Source organism: Paracoccus sp. S4493 (assembly GCF_000967735.1).
In the GTDB taxonomy this organism is placed as follows: Bacteria; Pseudomonadota; Alphaproteobacteria; order Rhodobacterales; family Rhodobacteraceae; genus Paracoccus; species Paracoccus marcusii.
Genome location: NZ_JXYF01000107.1, coordinates 1 through 15377, shown reverse-complemented (window position 1 = coordinate 15377; position 15377 = coordinate 1). Strand labels below are relative to the sequence as shown.

At 58.7% G+C, this 15377-nt stretch carries 14 protein-coding genes; 8 read left to right on the top strand and 6 right to left on the bottom strand.

What is annotated here, in order from left to right; all coding sequences use genetic code 11:
- From TW83_RS21160 to TW83_RS19865, 3 genes are all read left to right on the top strand, one after another.
- A partial coding sequence (locus TW83_RS21160; protein WP_204245760.1) for a hypothetical protein occupies positions 1 to 618 on the top strand: 618 nt, incomplete at its 5' end.
- A 93-nt stretch (positions 619 to 711) separates the two neighbouring features.
- On the top strand, positions 712 to 1650 hold the full coding sequence (locus TW83_RS19870; protein ID WP_084697488.1) for a glycosyltransferase: 939 nt from the start codon (positions 712 to 714) through the stop codon (positions 1648 to 1650).
- An 81-nt stretch (positions 1651 to 1731) separates the two neighbouring features.
- Positions 1732 to 2805, top strand: coding sequence for a glycosyltransferase family A protein (locus TW83_RS19865; protein ID WP_162198049.1), 1074 nt, complete (start codon positions 1732 to 1734; stop codon positions 2803 to 2805).
- Positions 2806 to 2950: 145 nt separating this feature from the next.
- Here the strand turns inward: TW83_RS19865 and TW83_RS13455 are convergent, their stop codons facing one another.
- From TW83_RS13455 to TW83_RS13435, 5 genes are all read right to left on the bottom strand, one after another.
- Positions 2951 to 3907 (bottom strand): glycosyltransferase, encoded by a 957-nt coding sequence (locus TW83_RS13455; RefSeq protein WP_045983286.1) that lies wholly within the window; start codon positions 3905 to 3907, stop codon positions 2951 to 2953.
- 280 nt (positions 3908 to 4187) lie between these two features.
- Positions 4188 to 5255 (bottom strand): polysaccharide pyruvyl transferase family protein, encoded by a 1068-nt coding sequence (locus TW83_RS13450; protein WP_045983285.1) that lies wholly within the window; start codon positions 5253 to 5255, stop codon positions 4188 to 4190.
- Entirely contained in the window at positions 5252 to 6709 is a 1458-nt protein-coding gene (locus TW83_RS13445) for a lipopolysaccharide biosynthesis protein (RefSeq protein ID WP_162198048.1), read from the bottom strand. The genes TW83_RS13450 and TW83_RS13445 overlap by 4 nt, the downstream gene beginning before the upstream one ends.
- A 705-nt stretch (positions 6710 to 7414) precedes the next feature.
- The gene (locus tag TW83_RS13440) at positions 7415 to 7717 is read right to left on the bottom strand and encodes a hypothetical protein (protein ID WP_045983283.1); all 303 of its coding nucleotides are present in this window, start codon (positions 7715 to 7717) and stop codon (positions 7415 to 7417) included.
- Entirely contained in the window at positions 7717 to 8379 is a 663-nt protein-coding gene (locus tag TW83_RS13435) for a ParA family protein (RefSeq protein WP_045983282.1), read from the bottom strand. The genes TW83_RS13440 and TW83_RS13435 overlap by 1 nt, the downstream gene beginning before the upstream one ends.
- 111 nt (positions 8380 to 8490) lie before the next feature.
- On the opposite strand from TW83_RS13435, the gene TW83_RS13430 reads away from it, so the two are divergent.
- Together TW83_RS13430 and TW83_RS13425 are read left to right on the top strand one after the other, a co-directional pair.
- On the top strand, positions 8491 to 9468 hold the full coding sequence (locus TW83_RS13430; protein ID WP_045983281.1) for a glycosyltransferase family 2 protein: 978 nt from the start codon (positions 8491 to 8493) through the stop codon (positions 9466 to 9468).
- Between the two features lie 328 nt (positions 9469 to 9796).
- Positions 9797 to 10819 carry a replication initiator protein A gene (locus tag TW83_RS13425; protein WP_204245759.1) on the top strand — a complete coding sequence of 341 codons (1023 nt, stop codon included), beginning with the start codon at positions 9797 to 9799 and terminating at the stop codon, positions 10817 to 10819.
- Positions 10820 to 10835: 16 nt separating this feature from the next.
- Here the strand turns inward: TW83_RS13425 and TW83_RS13420 are convergent, their stop codons facing one another.
- Positions 10836 to 11948, bottom strand: coding sequence for a glycosyltransferase (locus TW83_RS13420; protein ID WP_162198047.1), 1113 nt, complete (start codon positions 11946 to 11948; stop codon positions 10836 to 10838).
- Between the two features lie 118 nt (positions 11949 to 12066).
- Here TW83_RS13420 and TW83_RS13415 point away from each other — a divergent pair, with 118 nt between their 5' ends.
- From TW83_RS13415 to TW83_RS13405, 3 genes are all read left to right on the top strand, one after another.
- Positions 12067 to 12852 (top strand): family 16 glycosylhydrolase, encoded by a 786-nt coding sequence (locus TW83_RS13415; RefSeq protein ID WP_045983279.1) that lies wholly within the window; start codon positions 12067 to 12069, stop codon positions 12850 to 12852.
- Complete coding sequence (locus TW83_RS13410; RefSeq protein WP_052714889.1) at positions 12852 to 14147, top strand: O-antigen ligase family protein; 1296 nt, start codon at positions 12852 to 12854, stop codon at positions 14145 to 14147. Before TW83_RS13415 ends, TW83_RS13410 begins: the two co-directional genes overlap by 1 nt.
- A 139-nt stretch (positions 14148 to 14286) precedes the next feature.
- Positions 14287 to 14889: a recombinase family protein gene (locus tag TW83_RS13405; RefSeq protein WP_045983288.1), complete on the top strand. Its 603-nt coding sequence runs from the start codon at positions 14287 to 14289 to the stop codon at positions 14887 to 14889.
- Positions 14890 to 15377: the final 488 nt, after the last annotated feature.

Sequence of the window (15377 nt, the reverse complement as noted above, 5' to 3'; positions counted from 1 at the left end):
TTACTTGGGGAATGTGGGCTTACAGGAACCAGCGCCAAAATATGGGTTCTCGATCTTGATTTTGAAGAAAGCTTCTATACTTGGTTTTCCACAGTTATGTTAAGCGCAGCGGCCTTCATATGCTTCTTTCTTTCTTTGAAAGATCATGGGCAAACAAAAAACGTCAAAACGCAATGGAGAATACTTGGCTCGCTTTTTTTCTTACTTTCTGCAGATGAAATGCTCTCGTTTCATGAGAGAGTCTCAGGCATGCTCAGCACCTCCTTCTCAACCTCTGGAATTTTTGAATTTGCTTGGGTAATTCCAGCGCTTATTATCATTCCAATATTTTTCTTCCTATTCTTTCCGTTTATACGCCACCTCCACACCCACGTATCTTATACCATTATAATCGCGGGATCCATTTTTGTCTTCGGTGCCGTTGGCATGGAAATGATTGCTGGGATTTTCATATCAGAAAATAGCTCCCAGGATGATGTCTTCACATCTCCAATATATCGTTTTCTTGTTAATATAGAAGAAGGATTGGAGGTTCTGGGAGTTATTATCTTTATCAAAGCGCTTTTGATGCAAGCAGAAATTTATTTTCCCGAAATACAAAAAGGGAAGGAGCCATAGTCCCTTAATATCGCTTCTTAACTTTATAGATATAAAAGTAAATTAAGAACTTAGTGGTGCAGCGTTGCTATCTCTGTTATTAAAGCTCACCAAATGGAAAATGTTATGCCCTTAGTGTTAGTTCGAACCCCTACTTACCGTCGCCCTTCTCAGCTAAAGCGAGCTCTAGCTTGCTTGCAGGCACAAACACATCAAGAGTGGATATGTGAGGTTCGTGACGATTGCCCCGACAACTCCGCACGTCATGTTGTTGAGGAAATGTGCGATCCTCGTATCCGATACATTGGCAACTCACCACAGCAGTTTTTGGTTGCCAATCTGGACGCATGCTTCCGGCGTGATAACCCATACTCAGCCGATTATTTTTTTATGCTTGAAGACGATAATCAGGTTAGACCGGAATTCATGGAACGAGGAATAGGCATCCTTGAGAAGAATGGCGCATCTATATGTCAGATCAACCAAGTTATCGAAAATGCTTCAGAACAGCATTTAAGTAAATTTGGGCTGCTTGATGGGACGTTCGACGAGCGGATATATCAGCCTGAAGAGTTTCATTTGGCACTTTTTGGCGGCATAGGAATTTCTAACGGCGGAGTATTCTGGTCCAAAAACATCAAGAGAGAACTATCTTTCAGAACAGATACGATACCTGCTCTTGATGAATACATCAGAACTTGCCTAGTGGCAGAACCAATTTACATATGCCTTGAAAAACTGGCAGTTTGGTCCCAGAATGAAAATAAGACCACAAGAAACTTAGGATTTGAACGAGGCTGGTTGCGTCGTGAAATTGACTTGAAAGCGTCAATTCGATTCATTCGAAGAAAAGTATGGAAAGAAACACCAAGGAATCTCAAGGAAAACTTTATCAAAGGTGATATTTTGCGAATACCTACAGAAATAAGAATGCTTGCACTTTATAAGGCGGGTGTGAAACCGTATGATACATCGGCAAGCCTCAAAGGCAGAGCCAAGCAGATGGTCATAAGGAGTTTGGGTCGGGTCCACCCGTCTGTTACAAGCCTCTAGATTCGTGTAATTTATAATTTAATTTAATTACAGATAAATTTTAATCTTCTAAACTTCTGAAATCACATGCGGACTATAATCATGCCTCCTTCTGCCATCCTGAAGACTTTAAATTCCAATTCTGCTCAGGATAGCTTAGGCTATGCACGAACGGTTGCTGTGATCATTCCTTTTTATCAGAAAAAGAGCAGTATTCTGAAACGAGCAATGATTAGCGTTCTAGCTCAGCGGCTACCCGTAAATACTAACTTACATGTGTTTATCATTGACGATAGCTCTCCTGTGTCTGCTGAGCATGATTTAGCCAATCTTCCTCTACAAGATAATATCTCTTGGTCTGTTCATCACCAACCCAATGCTGGACCAGGTGCAGCACGCAACAGGGGATTGGATTTAGCGGATACCGCCGCTGTAGATTTTGTGGCTTTCTTGGATTCGGATGACGAGTGGCTGCCACAGCATCTGCATGATGCGATAGATGCATTGGATCAGGGATACGGCTTTTACTTTTGTGATCATACACGCAATGAGCATGGCAGTGGCCATGCCGTCATTGATGCGCTTAAGGAAAAGGGCACCCGCCTGAGGCAGAAGGCCAAAGTTTTGAGCGAGCAAGGGCCAGTTTTCGGGTTTTCTCCTAAAGCTCTATCTGCAGAAATGATTACTGAATATCTTTGTCAAACGTCGTGCATAGTTATGCGGGCGGAAGTGAGCAAAGGACATCGTTTCGATAGTGATCTTCGAGTTGCAGGCGAAGACCATCTGTATTGGATTACCTTGGCAATTCATGATGTACCAATGGTCGCATCTTGGCGCAGCAACGTAATTTGCGGGGAGGGACTCAACATTTACTTTTCGGCATTCGACTGGAGCAATCCCGCGTCGATCGATCGTCTTGGACACCTGCTTCTGATGTCAGAGAAGCTCAAAGCCATGCCTGAAGCGGTCGGAGCGGCAAAGGAGGCTATAGAAGCTAATTGCATAAGAAAGCGTCGCGGTTATGGATTCTTGTTTACTCGCGCCTTGTTAAAAGGATGGCGACCGAACCTTACAACATTGAAAAAAATTCAGCGCTACGATCCACTTATTTCTCTAAGAATACCGTTTTCATTCTTCAGCGTTTTACTTAACAGAAAAAAATCCCGGGACTGGTAATAGATAGCTAATTTTAATAGTATAAAATTTATAATTATTGATAATCCGCTATTTTTAGAGGCTCCAATATTAATTTTATTTCCTTCTGGAAATCAAAAACCCAAGTGAAACTCGTTGCCGTGAGTGCTTTGTGCAGAAAGCACCCTCATGAATTCCTCAATATAAAATTGCGTGCGCCTATCATTCTACTTTTCATGATAAGATTATTTAGCCACTCGCGTGGGTTCTTACCCATGCCGCGCTTAACACGATAAGATACATTTTCCGTAATCGAGTGACGCCATATCCACACTGGCACGCCCAATATTCTGCGTCCCCCCGGCGGTATTGATGGTCCCATGATCGGCGCGCCATCCATCATGCTCATATAGGCCCAAGTCTCGCCAACTGATTGGAAATACACCGCAACATAGTCGAAGCTCATCCGGCTTGCCGGGATCAGATGGCGAACCCGACTGGACGGAATCCAGTAATGAGCGCCACCCAAGGCAGCGATTGCAACCAGAACCGTAGTCTCCTCGCCAAGCCGCTTCTGGTTCGGGCTGACACCAAGCTTCGGATCGTAAAGGCATTGACGCTGCTCGGCGGCACGCACGGCGAAATTTGCCCCGTACGGAAACAGGCTCAACTCGGCTTCCATGCGACGCTCTTCCGGACCGTGATCGCGTTTGGCCAACAGGTCGACCAACAGATCCGCGTTGTCGATCATCCAGTCCGGCGGTGTCGCCTCGTACACCGGTTCGACCACCCCGCCGAAAATCGTTCCGTCAGGATAGCGGTGAAACGCACGGGCATAAGCCTCCAGCCAGCCTGGATCCAATTCCACGTCGTCATCCGTCCAGCAGATATAGTCGCCTTTCGCCGCAGCCACGCCAGCGTTGCGTGCATTCGACAGCCCTGCCTCGGGTTGCCATACGCGACGCAAGGGCAAACGGTCGGAAAATGCCTCGATCACTGCAGGCGTATCGTCGGTACTGCCGTTATCAACGACAATCATTTCCCAGGTCGCATTGTCGGGCTGGCGAAGGGCAACGAAGCTGTCCAGCACATGATGCAGTTGCCGGGCACGATTTCGGGTGCACATGATGACGGTTATCAGCATCTTTGAATATTCCCTTCACGCATCGCGCCCAAAGTGCGCGTCACCGGACGAAAAGCCTTTGCCGGAACTCTGTCCAGCACCCAAGAGAGCATCGGGCTTATGGTGCAATCCTCGGCGGTCGGCTTATGCATCACATCAGTCCTATGACCCGGTGACGCGTTATCGATCAACAGCCCTGTCCTTCGGTGCCAGTAAACAGCCTGGACCGGGCGGACCATTGTCCGGTCTGCAAGTTGCAACAAGGCTGCCCGATCAGATTCTGTCAGACCCAACGAATGCATCAGCTTTGGACAGTCCCGGCTCTTTCCAACCAAGCCTGAGCGCAGGCCACCGCCTCGGGCAACGTTTTCGCCTGATAGCTGTCAGACCAGCGGGTGGAGAACGCTGCAGAGAACCGTGAGATCTTGCCGTAGTGGTTGTCCAAGAAGCAATGCGGCAGCCCAAGAAGCGTGCTCAGGATATGCACATGCAGCCGGTCGGTAATCACGAACCGGGCACGCGACAGCTGCTTCAGTCCGCGCGTCACCCGGCGTTCGGCGAGTTGGTTGTAATAGTAGTTTCGCCGCGCAATGCGGGACATCCGCGCGGGAGACAGGCTCATCACCGCCTTGATCCGGCTGTCGCGTAGCACATCGCGCTCAAGGTTCGGCGTATCATCCAGCCAGTCGGCCTGCTCCCAGCCCTTGGGCCAGTCTTGTGACAGATGGCCTACGCCTTCCTTGTCCGTGCGCATCAAGAGAAGCACATTCAGATCAGGGGTACCGACCCGCTGCAGCGGTCCCATCGCAAAGGCCATGTCCGGACACAGCGTCACCTCGCAATCAAAGGCTTGTGTCGCTAGGGCATGGCTTTCATGGTCGCGCACCAGAAGCCGCAGGGACTTGGCAGCCCTCAGGTTTCGCGCGGTCTTGGCGATATTTGCAGGGTTGTCATAGTGGATTGATTGCGGAAACGAGATGATCGTGCTGTCCGGATTGGCCGCGATGATCGCTTCGCGGAAATCGTTGTTCTCTGTCCAGATATCACCGAAGTTTCCGCCGCCGTGCAGCAGCACCGTCTTGCCCGCAAGGTCACGGTTCACCTGATCCAGAGGGTCACGGTGATCGGTGATCATTGCAGGATCAGAGCCTAGATTTTTCCGCAGCCAAGCAATCTCGCCCGCCCAGATCGCGCTGTCGCCCACGTTGCCATGATCTGGCATGTCCATCAGCCCATAGGGTCCGGCACGCAACGCAGGCAGGCTAGGGGCTAGGACTTGGTCGATCAGTCCCTGCAGTCGAGAGATCACCTGAAGATGAGTCTGCGCTGTTGCCGGCGCAACGGTTGCCGTGGGCGTCAGAGAGGTCATTCCGCGGGTTCCTTTTTGCGGCGCATCGAGAGAAGGGTTGTGACCATGTCGCGCACCTGCGACCGGGCCAGAAGAACGACAAGGGCTGTGTAGACCACCACCCCAAGGCCGACCGCAAGCAGCGTCGGCGTCCAACCGGTGCCGTAACGTGCTACCAGCCACGGCAGGGAGAAATGCACCGCGATCGCCATCGCCATCGCACATCCCAACGGCAGTACCATCGCGGCCCAGGTATCCCCCATCCGGATGCCGAGATGACGGGCCAGCATGTATTGCTGCAGCGGCATGGTGACATAGGCGCGCAGGACATAAGCGGCCGCCACGGCGACCAGACCAAAGCGCACGGCGATCCAGGTGAACAGGATCGTGGTCAGCAGCTGCACCACCGCCACCTTGAGGACAGCACCAGCCTGATTGGATGCGGTCAGCACCGGCCCGGCGAAGAAGTTGAACACAAACGGGATCGCCATCAGCGACAGCATCTGCGTCACCGGAATCGCTTCGCTCCAGTTGTCGCCGAAGATCAGGGGCATCAACAGCACCGCCGTGGCTCCGAACCCCAGGATCATCGGAAAGACCAGAAACGAGGCATAGCTGATCATCCGGCCATAGGCGTAACGCAGCCGATCCGGCTCGTCCTGCATGCGCGAGAACGACACCAGGGACACGCTGCCGATCGGGCCCAACAGCATGTTGGCGATCAGCTCGATCATGCGCCAAGCGATGCGATAGATCCCCACCGCGGCGGGGCCGTAGAAACTGCCGATGAAGAGATCCTGCACTCGGACAAGCATCATCCAGACCAGTTGCGTCACCGCAAGGCTTGCGCCGAAGGCGGCGATCGACCGGACCACAGAGGTGTCGAACTGCAGCGATGGCCGCCACCGGATCACCACCCAGGCAAAGGCCACAGACACAATGGCACCGACAAAGGCCTGCGCGACCAGCGACCAGATCCCAAAGCCGTTCAGGGCCAATGCCACGGCGATCACGCCAGATGACAGTCCGGCCAGCATGGCCTGCAAGGTCAGCTGGGCATAGCGGAACTCGCGTGCCAAAAGCGCGCCATGTACCGCCCCAAGGCTGCCCAATGGCAAGGTCAGGGCCAGCGCGTAAATGATGTAGAGGCTGTCGGCATTTCCAAGGAAATCCGCATAGAACGGTGCCGCGATCGCGATGAGCGCTGCAAATCCCAAAGAAAGACCAAGGTTCAGCCAGAAGACCGTGCTGAGAAACCGATTGTCCGGCTCTTGCGCACGGATCACCGCGTCCCCAAGACCGCCCGAGGACACCACACGGCCCACCTCGACCAGGATGCTGGCCAGCGCGAATAGACCGAAATCCTGCGGTGCAAGAATCCGAGCCAGAACGATGAACAGGACAAGCGTGACCGCACTGCTCCACCCGGCGCGGGCGATGGACCAAAGCATGCCGCCCACGGTCTTGCGTTTCAAATCAGTCATATTAGACTAGAACTCGGGTTTTTTCGACTTAGAGAAGCGCGCATTTCAGCATAAAGCAGTCAGACGTCGCAAACGAACGCGCGCCCAGCTTTGCTGCACCGCGGCAAGAATATCGCATAGCAAACCTGCGAATACCAGTGCCGCGGTGAAGCATGCCTAATATCCGAATTTCAGGATGAAATCAGCTTATTAAAGTCGCCTTAAAAGAGTGCTGGTGAGGGATTTGTCGTAATCGATAGTAATCTGACTTCAGTCGGGTGATGCCGCGGCAGGCAACGTCTTTGCAGATCGACTGATAGAGATCATGCTCCATCACCCCTTATGATCATGACGTGGCATTCCCATTGACCTGAAGCCTGTCATAACAATGTCTTCGGACCGTGAAGTTGGCGATCGACCGGCCCATCACCCAGATAAAGCGCGGCTGATGCCCACCGACATGGCCGCCTGATCGTAATCGGCCACTGCGCATATGGCACGGCCCTGCTTGGTTTATGTGAATGCCCTCAGCGCCATCATCAGGATTGCCGCGATCAGTGTGACCCGCAGGTTCAGCAGGTCGCTTTCAAGATTCGATGCATGGCATGTTCGAAGATGAAAAATGAACCCTGCCGCTTTTTCAGGCAAATTGCCCCGCATTGCTGGCTGATGGCAAATTTCCGCTAACCTGGTTTTATTATAAATCCAATATATTTATTAACCGGATTTGTTTTCGTACCGGTTTTTATAGAGCGCCCAAGCCTCCTCCAGAATGACGCCTTGCTGCACGCCACGGCGGCGGGCCTCGGCGGCGATCTCATCGGCGACGGGCGGCAGAACCTTGGCATGAACCTGCCCGGTGCGAGGACTGGGTTTGCGACCGCGCCGTTTGCCCGGCTCGCGGTCGACGAAGCCCAACTCCTCACCCGCCCGGTCTGCACGTTCCACCGCAGCGGGGCTGCGATCCTTTTCACGCGACCGCAGACGACCCAGGTCGATGCTGAAGGGTTTGTCGCCCATCACTGCTCCTCCGCCGCAAGACGTGCATAGACCGCGCGGGCAAAGCCCTCAGCGTTCTCGATCGCGGCTGCCATGTTGCCCTGGGCGGGCATGGTTCTCAGATCACCTCCGAACTCGAACAGGGCCGAGAATGCGGTCCGCTCCATCAGCGCCGGTTCGATCAGGTCGACGCCCTGATCGCGCAAAGATGATTCGATGCCGCTGTGCTGACGCGACCGCACCGCGCGCGTCATGGTGAAGACCACGGCATGCGGGATGGCCCGGTCCAACGCCTCCTCCTCCTCATGGATGAGTTGCAGGGCCCGCACGCCTACCGTCGCGTCCAAGGTGGTGGCGCGCATCGGCGTGATGACAAGATCGGCCTGCGAGATCGCCCGGCTGACCAGTCGTGATGCGATCCCCTCCAAGTCGACGATGACGATCTCGCCGTCCTGATCGTGACGCTTGATGGTACGGACCAGCTCGCCCTCGCTCACGTCGGACAGGACGCGGATGCGCGGCGGCAATGCTCCGCGCCCCGCCCAAAGCGACAAAGACTTGTTCGGGTCGCAATCAAGCATCGTGACCGTGGCGCCTGCATGGGCCAACTCGGTCCCTAGGATAGTCGCAGCGGTGGATTTTCCGGCGCCGCCCTTTGGGGACGCGATCACGATTGTGGGCATGGGTTACCTGATTATTAAACTAACCGGATAATATTAAAAATCCGATTTCAATCAAGCCCTATCCGTATAGCAGTCTGGACTTTCCTGCACCATCTTGCCACGTGAACCGTCATGAACACAGCTGCAGTCTCCACCGTCTCGGTGATCATCACCGCCCATGACGCCGCCGACACCATCGCGGATGCCGTCCGGACAGCATTGGCCGAGGCCGAGACCGCAGAGGTGATCGTTGTCGACGACGCATCGGGCGACGATACCGCAGCGGTGGCCGAGAAGTCGGGCCAAGGCGACGACCGGCTGACGGTGCTCCGCTGTGCCGTGAACGGCGGGCCCGCCGCAGCTCGCAACCGGGCCTTGGACATTGCCACGGGCGATTTCGTGGCCGTTCTGGATGCCGATGACTTTGTTCTGCCCGGGCGCTTTGCCCGGCTGCTGGCGATTTCCGGCGCCGACATGATCGCCGACAACATCCTGTTCGTCGCCGAAAGCGCGGGTCCCGGCGATCTGCCGGCAACGCCTGTGGTCAGTCCTCGGGTGATTGACCTCGATCTTGCAGGCTTCGTGCGCGCGAACCATTCCGTCCGCGGCAGCAAGCGGCAGGAATGGGGGTTTCTGAAGCCCGTCATGCGCCGCGCCTTCCTACAGGCCCATGGCCTCCGTTATGACGAGACGATGCGTTTGGGCGAGGATTACGATCTCTACGTCAGGATGCTGCAGAAGCGGGCGCGGTTCCGGGTCTCGACCGAGGTCGGCTATGCTGCGCGTTGGCGCTTTGATTCGCTTAGCTCGCGTCACAGCACGACCGATCTTCAAGCGCTCCATACCGCCGCCCTGGCGCATCTGGCGGCGGAGGGAATGGACGAGACCGCCCGTGCGGCCTTGGGTGTCCATGCAGGAGAGTTGCGGCGACGCTTCCTGCTGCGCGCTTTCCTGGATCGGCGCGCTCAGGCGGGCAGGGCAGGGGCCCTGCTCTCGGCCTGCCGGGATCCGCTGACCCTTGCCCCCATCGCGCGCGGCATCCTGAGGGACAAGCTCTCGGCCCGCAGGCCGGCTCCGGCCTCCCGGATCGGCCGCCTGCTGATCGAGTAGGACGGTCCACCACCACCCCCTCACAAGCATGTCCCATTCCTCAGCCAAAGGGCCTGTATGTGCGTCGATGCGCGGAGTTATCCACAGGGCTTTTGTGTTAAAAGGGGTTATATATGTGTTAAGGGGCTTTCGAAGCCTCTTTTAAGAAATAAAATCAATCGTTTATTGGATGCCTTTATGGGTGAAGTGTCGTTTCTTTATGGGTGAAGTGGTGATTCGCTATGGGTGAAGTGTCGTTTCCATGGCGCTTATGGGTGAAGTGTCGTTAAGCTTGTTTTATGGGTGAAGTGTCGTTATGGGTGAAGTGTCGTTAAGTGCCAGAGAACCGATGAGCAGTCCGCTTCTTCCCGACCGACATCCGCAGCGTGACTTCTTTGTCTGCGACATCATCAACGCCGCGCCCAAGGCGGATGTGGGGTCGATGGAGCACCCGATCTTCTCGCTCTCGACCAAGCCTGACCTGAGGCCACGGCGCTACGAGCACAACGGCCTGTCGATCGACATCAAGCCTTCCAGCGACGGCATCGCTACCGTCCACGACCGTGACATCCTGATCTTCTGCATCAGCCAGCTGATCCGCGCCCTGAACGACGGCCGCGAGGTCAGCCAGTTGGTCCGCTTTCAGGCCTCGGACCTTCTGCGGGCCACCAATCGGATGACCACGGGCCGCGGTTATGACCTGCTCAAGGCTGCGATGGAGCGGCTTGCGGGGACGCGGATCTCGACTAACATCACCACCGGCGGCAAGGAGGTCTTCGAGACTTTCGGCCTGATCGAAAGCGCCCGCATCGTGCGTCAGACCCGCGAGGGGCGCATGCAGGAGATTGAGATCAAGCTGTCTGACTGGGTCTTCAACGCGATCCGCGCTCATGAGGTTCTGACGATCAGCCGCGACTACTTCCGGCTGCGGCGCCCCCTGGAACGCCGTCTCTACGAACTGGCGCGCAAGCATTGCGGCAACCAGCGCGAATGGTCCATCGGCCTGGACCTGCTGCAGAAGAAATGCGGCTCGTCCTCGACCAGCTTCGAGTTCAGGCGGCTGGTGGCCAATGTCATCCGCGAGGACACGGCCCATTCGCACATGCCCGACTATTCGCTGCGCTTCTCTGCGGACGAGACCAAAGTCGTGTTTCGCAACCGCGGCACCGCGCCCGTGGCCGAGGTCTTCGAGGCCTTCCTGGACCCCGACATCCACGAAGAGGCCCGCGCCGCGGCGCCAGGCTGGGACGTGCGCTACCTCGAGGTGGAATGGCGCCGCTGGTGCGCCGCCGAAGAGATCGAGCCCAAGCATCCCTCGCGCCATTTCGTCCGCTTCTGCCGGACCTGGTACGAGAAACGCGGCAGTCCCTGACGAAGGCGCCCCGGCATCACTGCGCCGAACCGGCGTCCACCACCGCTTCTGACAGCCAGACCGCCCAGGACGGAGCCCCGGACGGCAGGCGGCCACCCTGCGCGGCCATGGCCGCGATCCGGGCAGCACAGGGGGCAGGGGGCCGGTCCCAGGCCTGGCCGGGCTGCGGCATCCGCGGCAACGGGTCGGACAGGGCGGTTGCGTCCTGGGGCAGGTCCACCGCACGGCTGCGGCGGTCGCGCAGGCTTTCCGCCAGGCGCGACAGCATGGCCGGGTCGACCAGCCGGGGCAGGGCGCCCAGCCAGCGACGGGCCTTGATGTCGGCGACCAGATGCTCATAGCGCAGGGCTCGGCGCAGCTGGCGGTCCACCGATGCGGCGGCTGCGCGCGTCTCGGGGTCGGGCATCGGGGGCAGGGCGCGATGCGCCTGCAGCATCGCCTCGACGGTCGCGACGGACAGCCGGTGCGAGATCGACCCCGCATGGCGACGATAGGCATAAAGCGGGTCCGGCAGCAGCAGGAAGCGCGCGCCCCCGATCAGCAGGCGCAGCACCAGGTCGTGATCCTCTCCGATCCTCAGCCCGGCGTCATAGCGCAGGCCCGCCAGGGCGGTGCGTCGGATCACCGGCTTGAGATAGCCGTAGGGGGGCAGAGACGCGCCAGGGTCGTTGCTGCGCAGATAGGGCGCCGCGTCCAGCATCATGGGCGCGGATAGACCCAGGGACTGAAGCAGGGTCCGACCCTGCGGCACCGTCCCGAAATAGACCAGGTCATCCGCGACCAGATCGGCACCCGCCGCATCCGCGGCGGCGATCAGGCGCGCCAGCCGGTCGGGATGGATCAGGTCGTCGCTGTCCACGACAGCGATCCACGCACCGCGCGCGGCATCCAGAGCCCGGTTGCGCGTGGCCGCGGGCCCTGCGTTCCGCGGCGCGGCGATGACCTGCACCCGGTCATCGGTTGCGGCGATCCGGCGGGCGATGGCCAGGCTGTCATCGTCCGAGGCATCGTCGGACAGGATCAGCTCCAGCCGCCGTTCGGACTGGGCCAGGACCGAGGTCATCGCGCGGGCCAGATGCGCCGCACCCCGGAAATTGGCCATCACCACCGATACCACGGGAGGCGTCATGCGTTCCGTCCCGTCCGATTGCCCGACATGTGAACGCCTTTCCCTTGACCCGTTTGGCTGCGGCTTCCATAAGCCGGGCGGGTCTGCACGGCAACCATGCGGCCAAGAGGCTTTGCACATGCGCCATTCATCCGCTCTCGCTCTCGCGCTCATCCTGGCGGCGCAGCCCCTGTCCGCCCAGCAGGCGGACCCGCATCCCGATGCGGACGGCTTCTTCGAGGATTTCACGAACGGGCTGGACAAGGACCGCTGGTACGTGTCGGACGGCTGGACCAACGGCGACTGGCAGGACTGCCACTGGTCGGGCCGGGCGGTCCAGGTGCGCGGCGGCCTGCTGACGCTGTTCCACATCCCGGCGCCGGGAAACAGCGACCGGCCCGCCCTGTGCGGAGAGATCCAGAGCAAGGCCTATCTGCAGCACGGCACCTACGAGGCACGCATCCGCACCCCGCGCCAGTCGGGGCTGAACGCCTCGGTCTTCACCTATGCCGGGCCGGTCCACGACTCTCCCCATGACGAGATCGACATCGAGATCCTGACCCGCGATCCGGGCGTGATGACGATGAACACCTATGTCTCGGGCCAGCCCCACAACGGCGGCACCACGCCTTCCGATACGGCCTTCGACGAGGACTTCCGCACGGTCGGCTTCCGGTGGGCGCCCGAGGGGATCACCTGGTTTCTGGACGGCCGGGAGGTCCACCGCACGGAGCCCGACAGCATCCTGCCGACCCATCCGCAGAAGCTGTACATGTCCTTCTGGAGCACCGCGACCCTGACCGACTGGATGGGCCACCAGGAGCCGCAGGACGGCCCCCTGGCCTACGAGATCGATTGGGTGGCCTTCACCCCGCTGGATGCGTCCTGCCTGTTCGAGGGTTCGGTCACCTGCGAGGACCGCTGATGGTCGAGACCATGCCCGCCGGCGCGCCCATGACGGCCAGACGACCGGCACGCCAGCCGCGACGCCGGGTCCTGAGCTATTCCCCCAACGCCATCGCGGCATTCATCGCGATCTTCGGCCTGACCTTCATCACCCCCCTGGGGTCCAAGGGCGCGCTGCTGTTCCTGCTGGGGGGCATGGCCCTGGTGGCCACCCGGCCCGGCGAGGTGCTGGCCTCGCTGCGGCGCGAATGGCCCATCGTGCTGGTGGCGCTGTGGTGCGTGATGTCCTTTGCCTGGTCGGACTATACCTCGCTGACGCTGCGCTATGGCATCCAGCTGGTGCTGACGGTGATCATCGCGGTCGCCATCGGCTATCGGCTGGCCCCGATGACCTTCGTGAAGATCGTCTTTGCCACCAGCGCGATGGGGGGGCTGGCCAGCCTTCTGCTGGGACGGGCGCGGTCCGACGGGATGGGATATCTGGGCATCCATGCCAGCAAGAACGCCCTCGCGGATGCCAGCTCTGTGCTGATCATCGCCTCCCTTGCGGTGCTGGTCGACCGGCGCCTTTCGATGCGCTGGCGCCTGCCTGCGCTGGCCGCCATGTTCCTGGGGGCGGTGCTTCTGGTGATGGGCCAGTCCAGCGGCGCGTTGGTCAGCACCATGGCCGTCATCCTGGTCTTCGGCGTCATCATCCTGCTGCAGCGCCTGACGCCCTACATGCGCCTGGTCGCGATCGCCCTGGCAGTCGTGCTGGGCGCGGCGATTGCCATCCTGCTGTCCTCGCTTTCGGATGAGCTGGCGCGGTTGTTCCTGGACGTGACCGGCAAGGACATCACGCTGACCGGCCGGACAGACCTGTGGGCGGTGGCATTCGGACAGATCGCCGAAAGGCCCCTGCTGGGGGTCGGGTTCCAGGCCTTCTGGGTTCCCGGCCAGCCGCTGGCCGAACAGCTCTGGGCGGATTTCGGCATTGCGGGCCGCAGCGGGTTCAACTTCCACAACACGCCCATCTCGAACGCGGTCGAGATCGGGATCCTGGCGACTGCCGCTCAGGCCCTGATCTTCATCGCTGCCGCGTGGGCCTGCCTGGGCTGGGCAATCCGCAGTCCGTCGGCCGCATCGGTCTTCTTCGCCCTGTTCATGGTGCGGCTGTTCATGCTGATGTGGATCGAGGTCGTGTATTTCTATCAGTTCAGCGCCGGGACCGCGATCATCATCGCCGCCATCTGCTATACCCACCGTTTCAGGGACCATATCGGCAAGCCGGTCCCGCGCCGGGCACGCCGTCCCATCCGCATCACCTTCCGCTGATCGAGCGTCAATCAAACGGTCGTTTTCCGGACAGGCCTGACCGGCCCGTCCGCAGGCATGGTTTCAGAACCCTTTTCTGTCCGGAAACCCTGTCCGGAAATCAGTTGTCCGGAATACCCTCTTGGCCTACGATTTGGACATGCTGATTGGATATGCCCGCGTCTCGACAGAAGACCAGAAACTGGACCTGCAGCGGGATGCCCTGAAACGGGCAGGCTGCGAACGGATCTTCGAGGAGAAGGAATCCGGCCGTGCCGGGACCGGGCGTCCCGCCCTGGAGGCCGCGCTGGCCTTTCTGCGCCCCGAGGATCAGCTGGTGGTGTGGAAGGTGGACAGGCTGGGCCGCAGCCTGCGCGAGATGCTGGACACCGCCCACAGGCTGCAGGGGCAGGGGGTGCGCCTGAGATCCCTGACCGAGGCCATCGACACCGAGACGCCCACAGGGCGGTTGATGTTCAATTTCCTAGGCACCATTGCCGAATACTTCCTGGACCTGAACCGCGAGCGGACGATCGAGGGGCTGAAGGCCGCTGCCGCCCGCGGCCGCAAGGGCGGACGCCGGCGCAAGCTGACCGAGGCGGACCTTGCCATGGCCCGCGCCTTGCTCCGGGACCGCGGCATTCCCGTGGCCCAGATCGCCCGGCGCCTAGATGTCAGCAGGGCCACCTTCTATGCCTATTTTCCGCAGGCAAGGACCCGCAGTCTGATCCAAGGAAGCCCCAAACCGGCTTTGCCCGAGTAGCCTGCGGTCAAAGTTTTGTTCACCTTTTGAAGGCGAGATTCACGTGATCAAACGCATCAACTGAGACCCTGGCTAACAGTAAAAAGAACCAGAAATTACTCCGAATCCTTGCTCAATAATTGACAAGGCGGCCACTTTGCCCATGGACAAGCTGTGCCCGTCCTCCGGCACGGTCGATGACGCGATCATGGTGACCGTGAACCGGGCACTAGCGGTGTTCCTAGCAGGTCAGCACCGCAGCGGACGCTGGCAGGCCGGTGTTTCAAAGCAGCATGCTTCGCACTGCCCAAGGCAACGTTGCGGCCACTCCCTTCCGTTGTGGGAGCGGCGTGGGTCAGGCACATGATCCTATGGCCAGTGCCGGATAGATGCGGAAGGTAACGGTGAGGCCTAAAGGCCTTATCACCTGGACTACATCGGATACAGCCGCCCGCTCAATGCGCTCCGCGGGACAGCGCGACGGCGGGGATGGTCATGAAGATGATGCG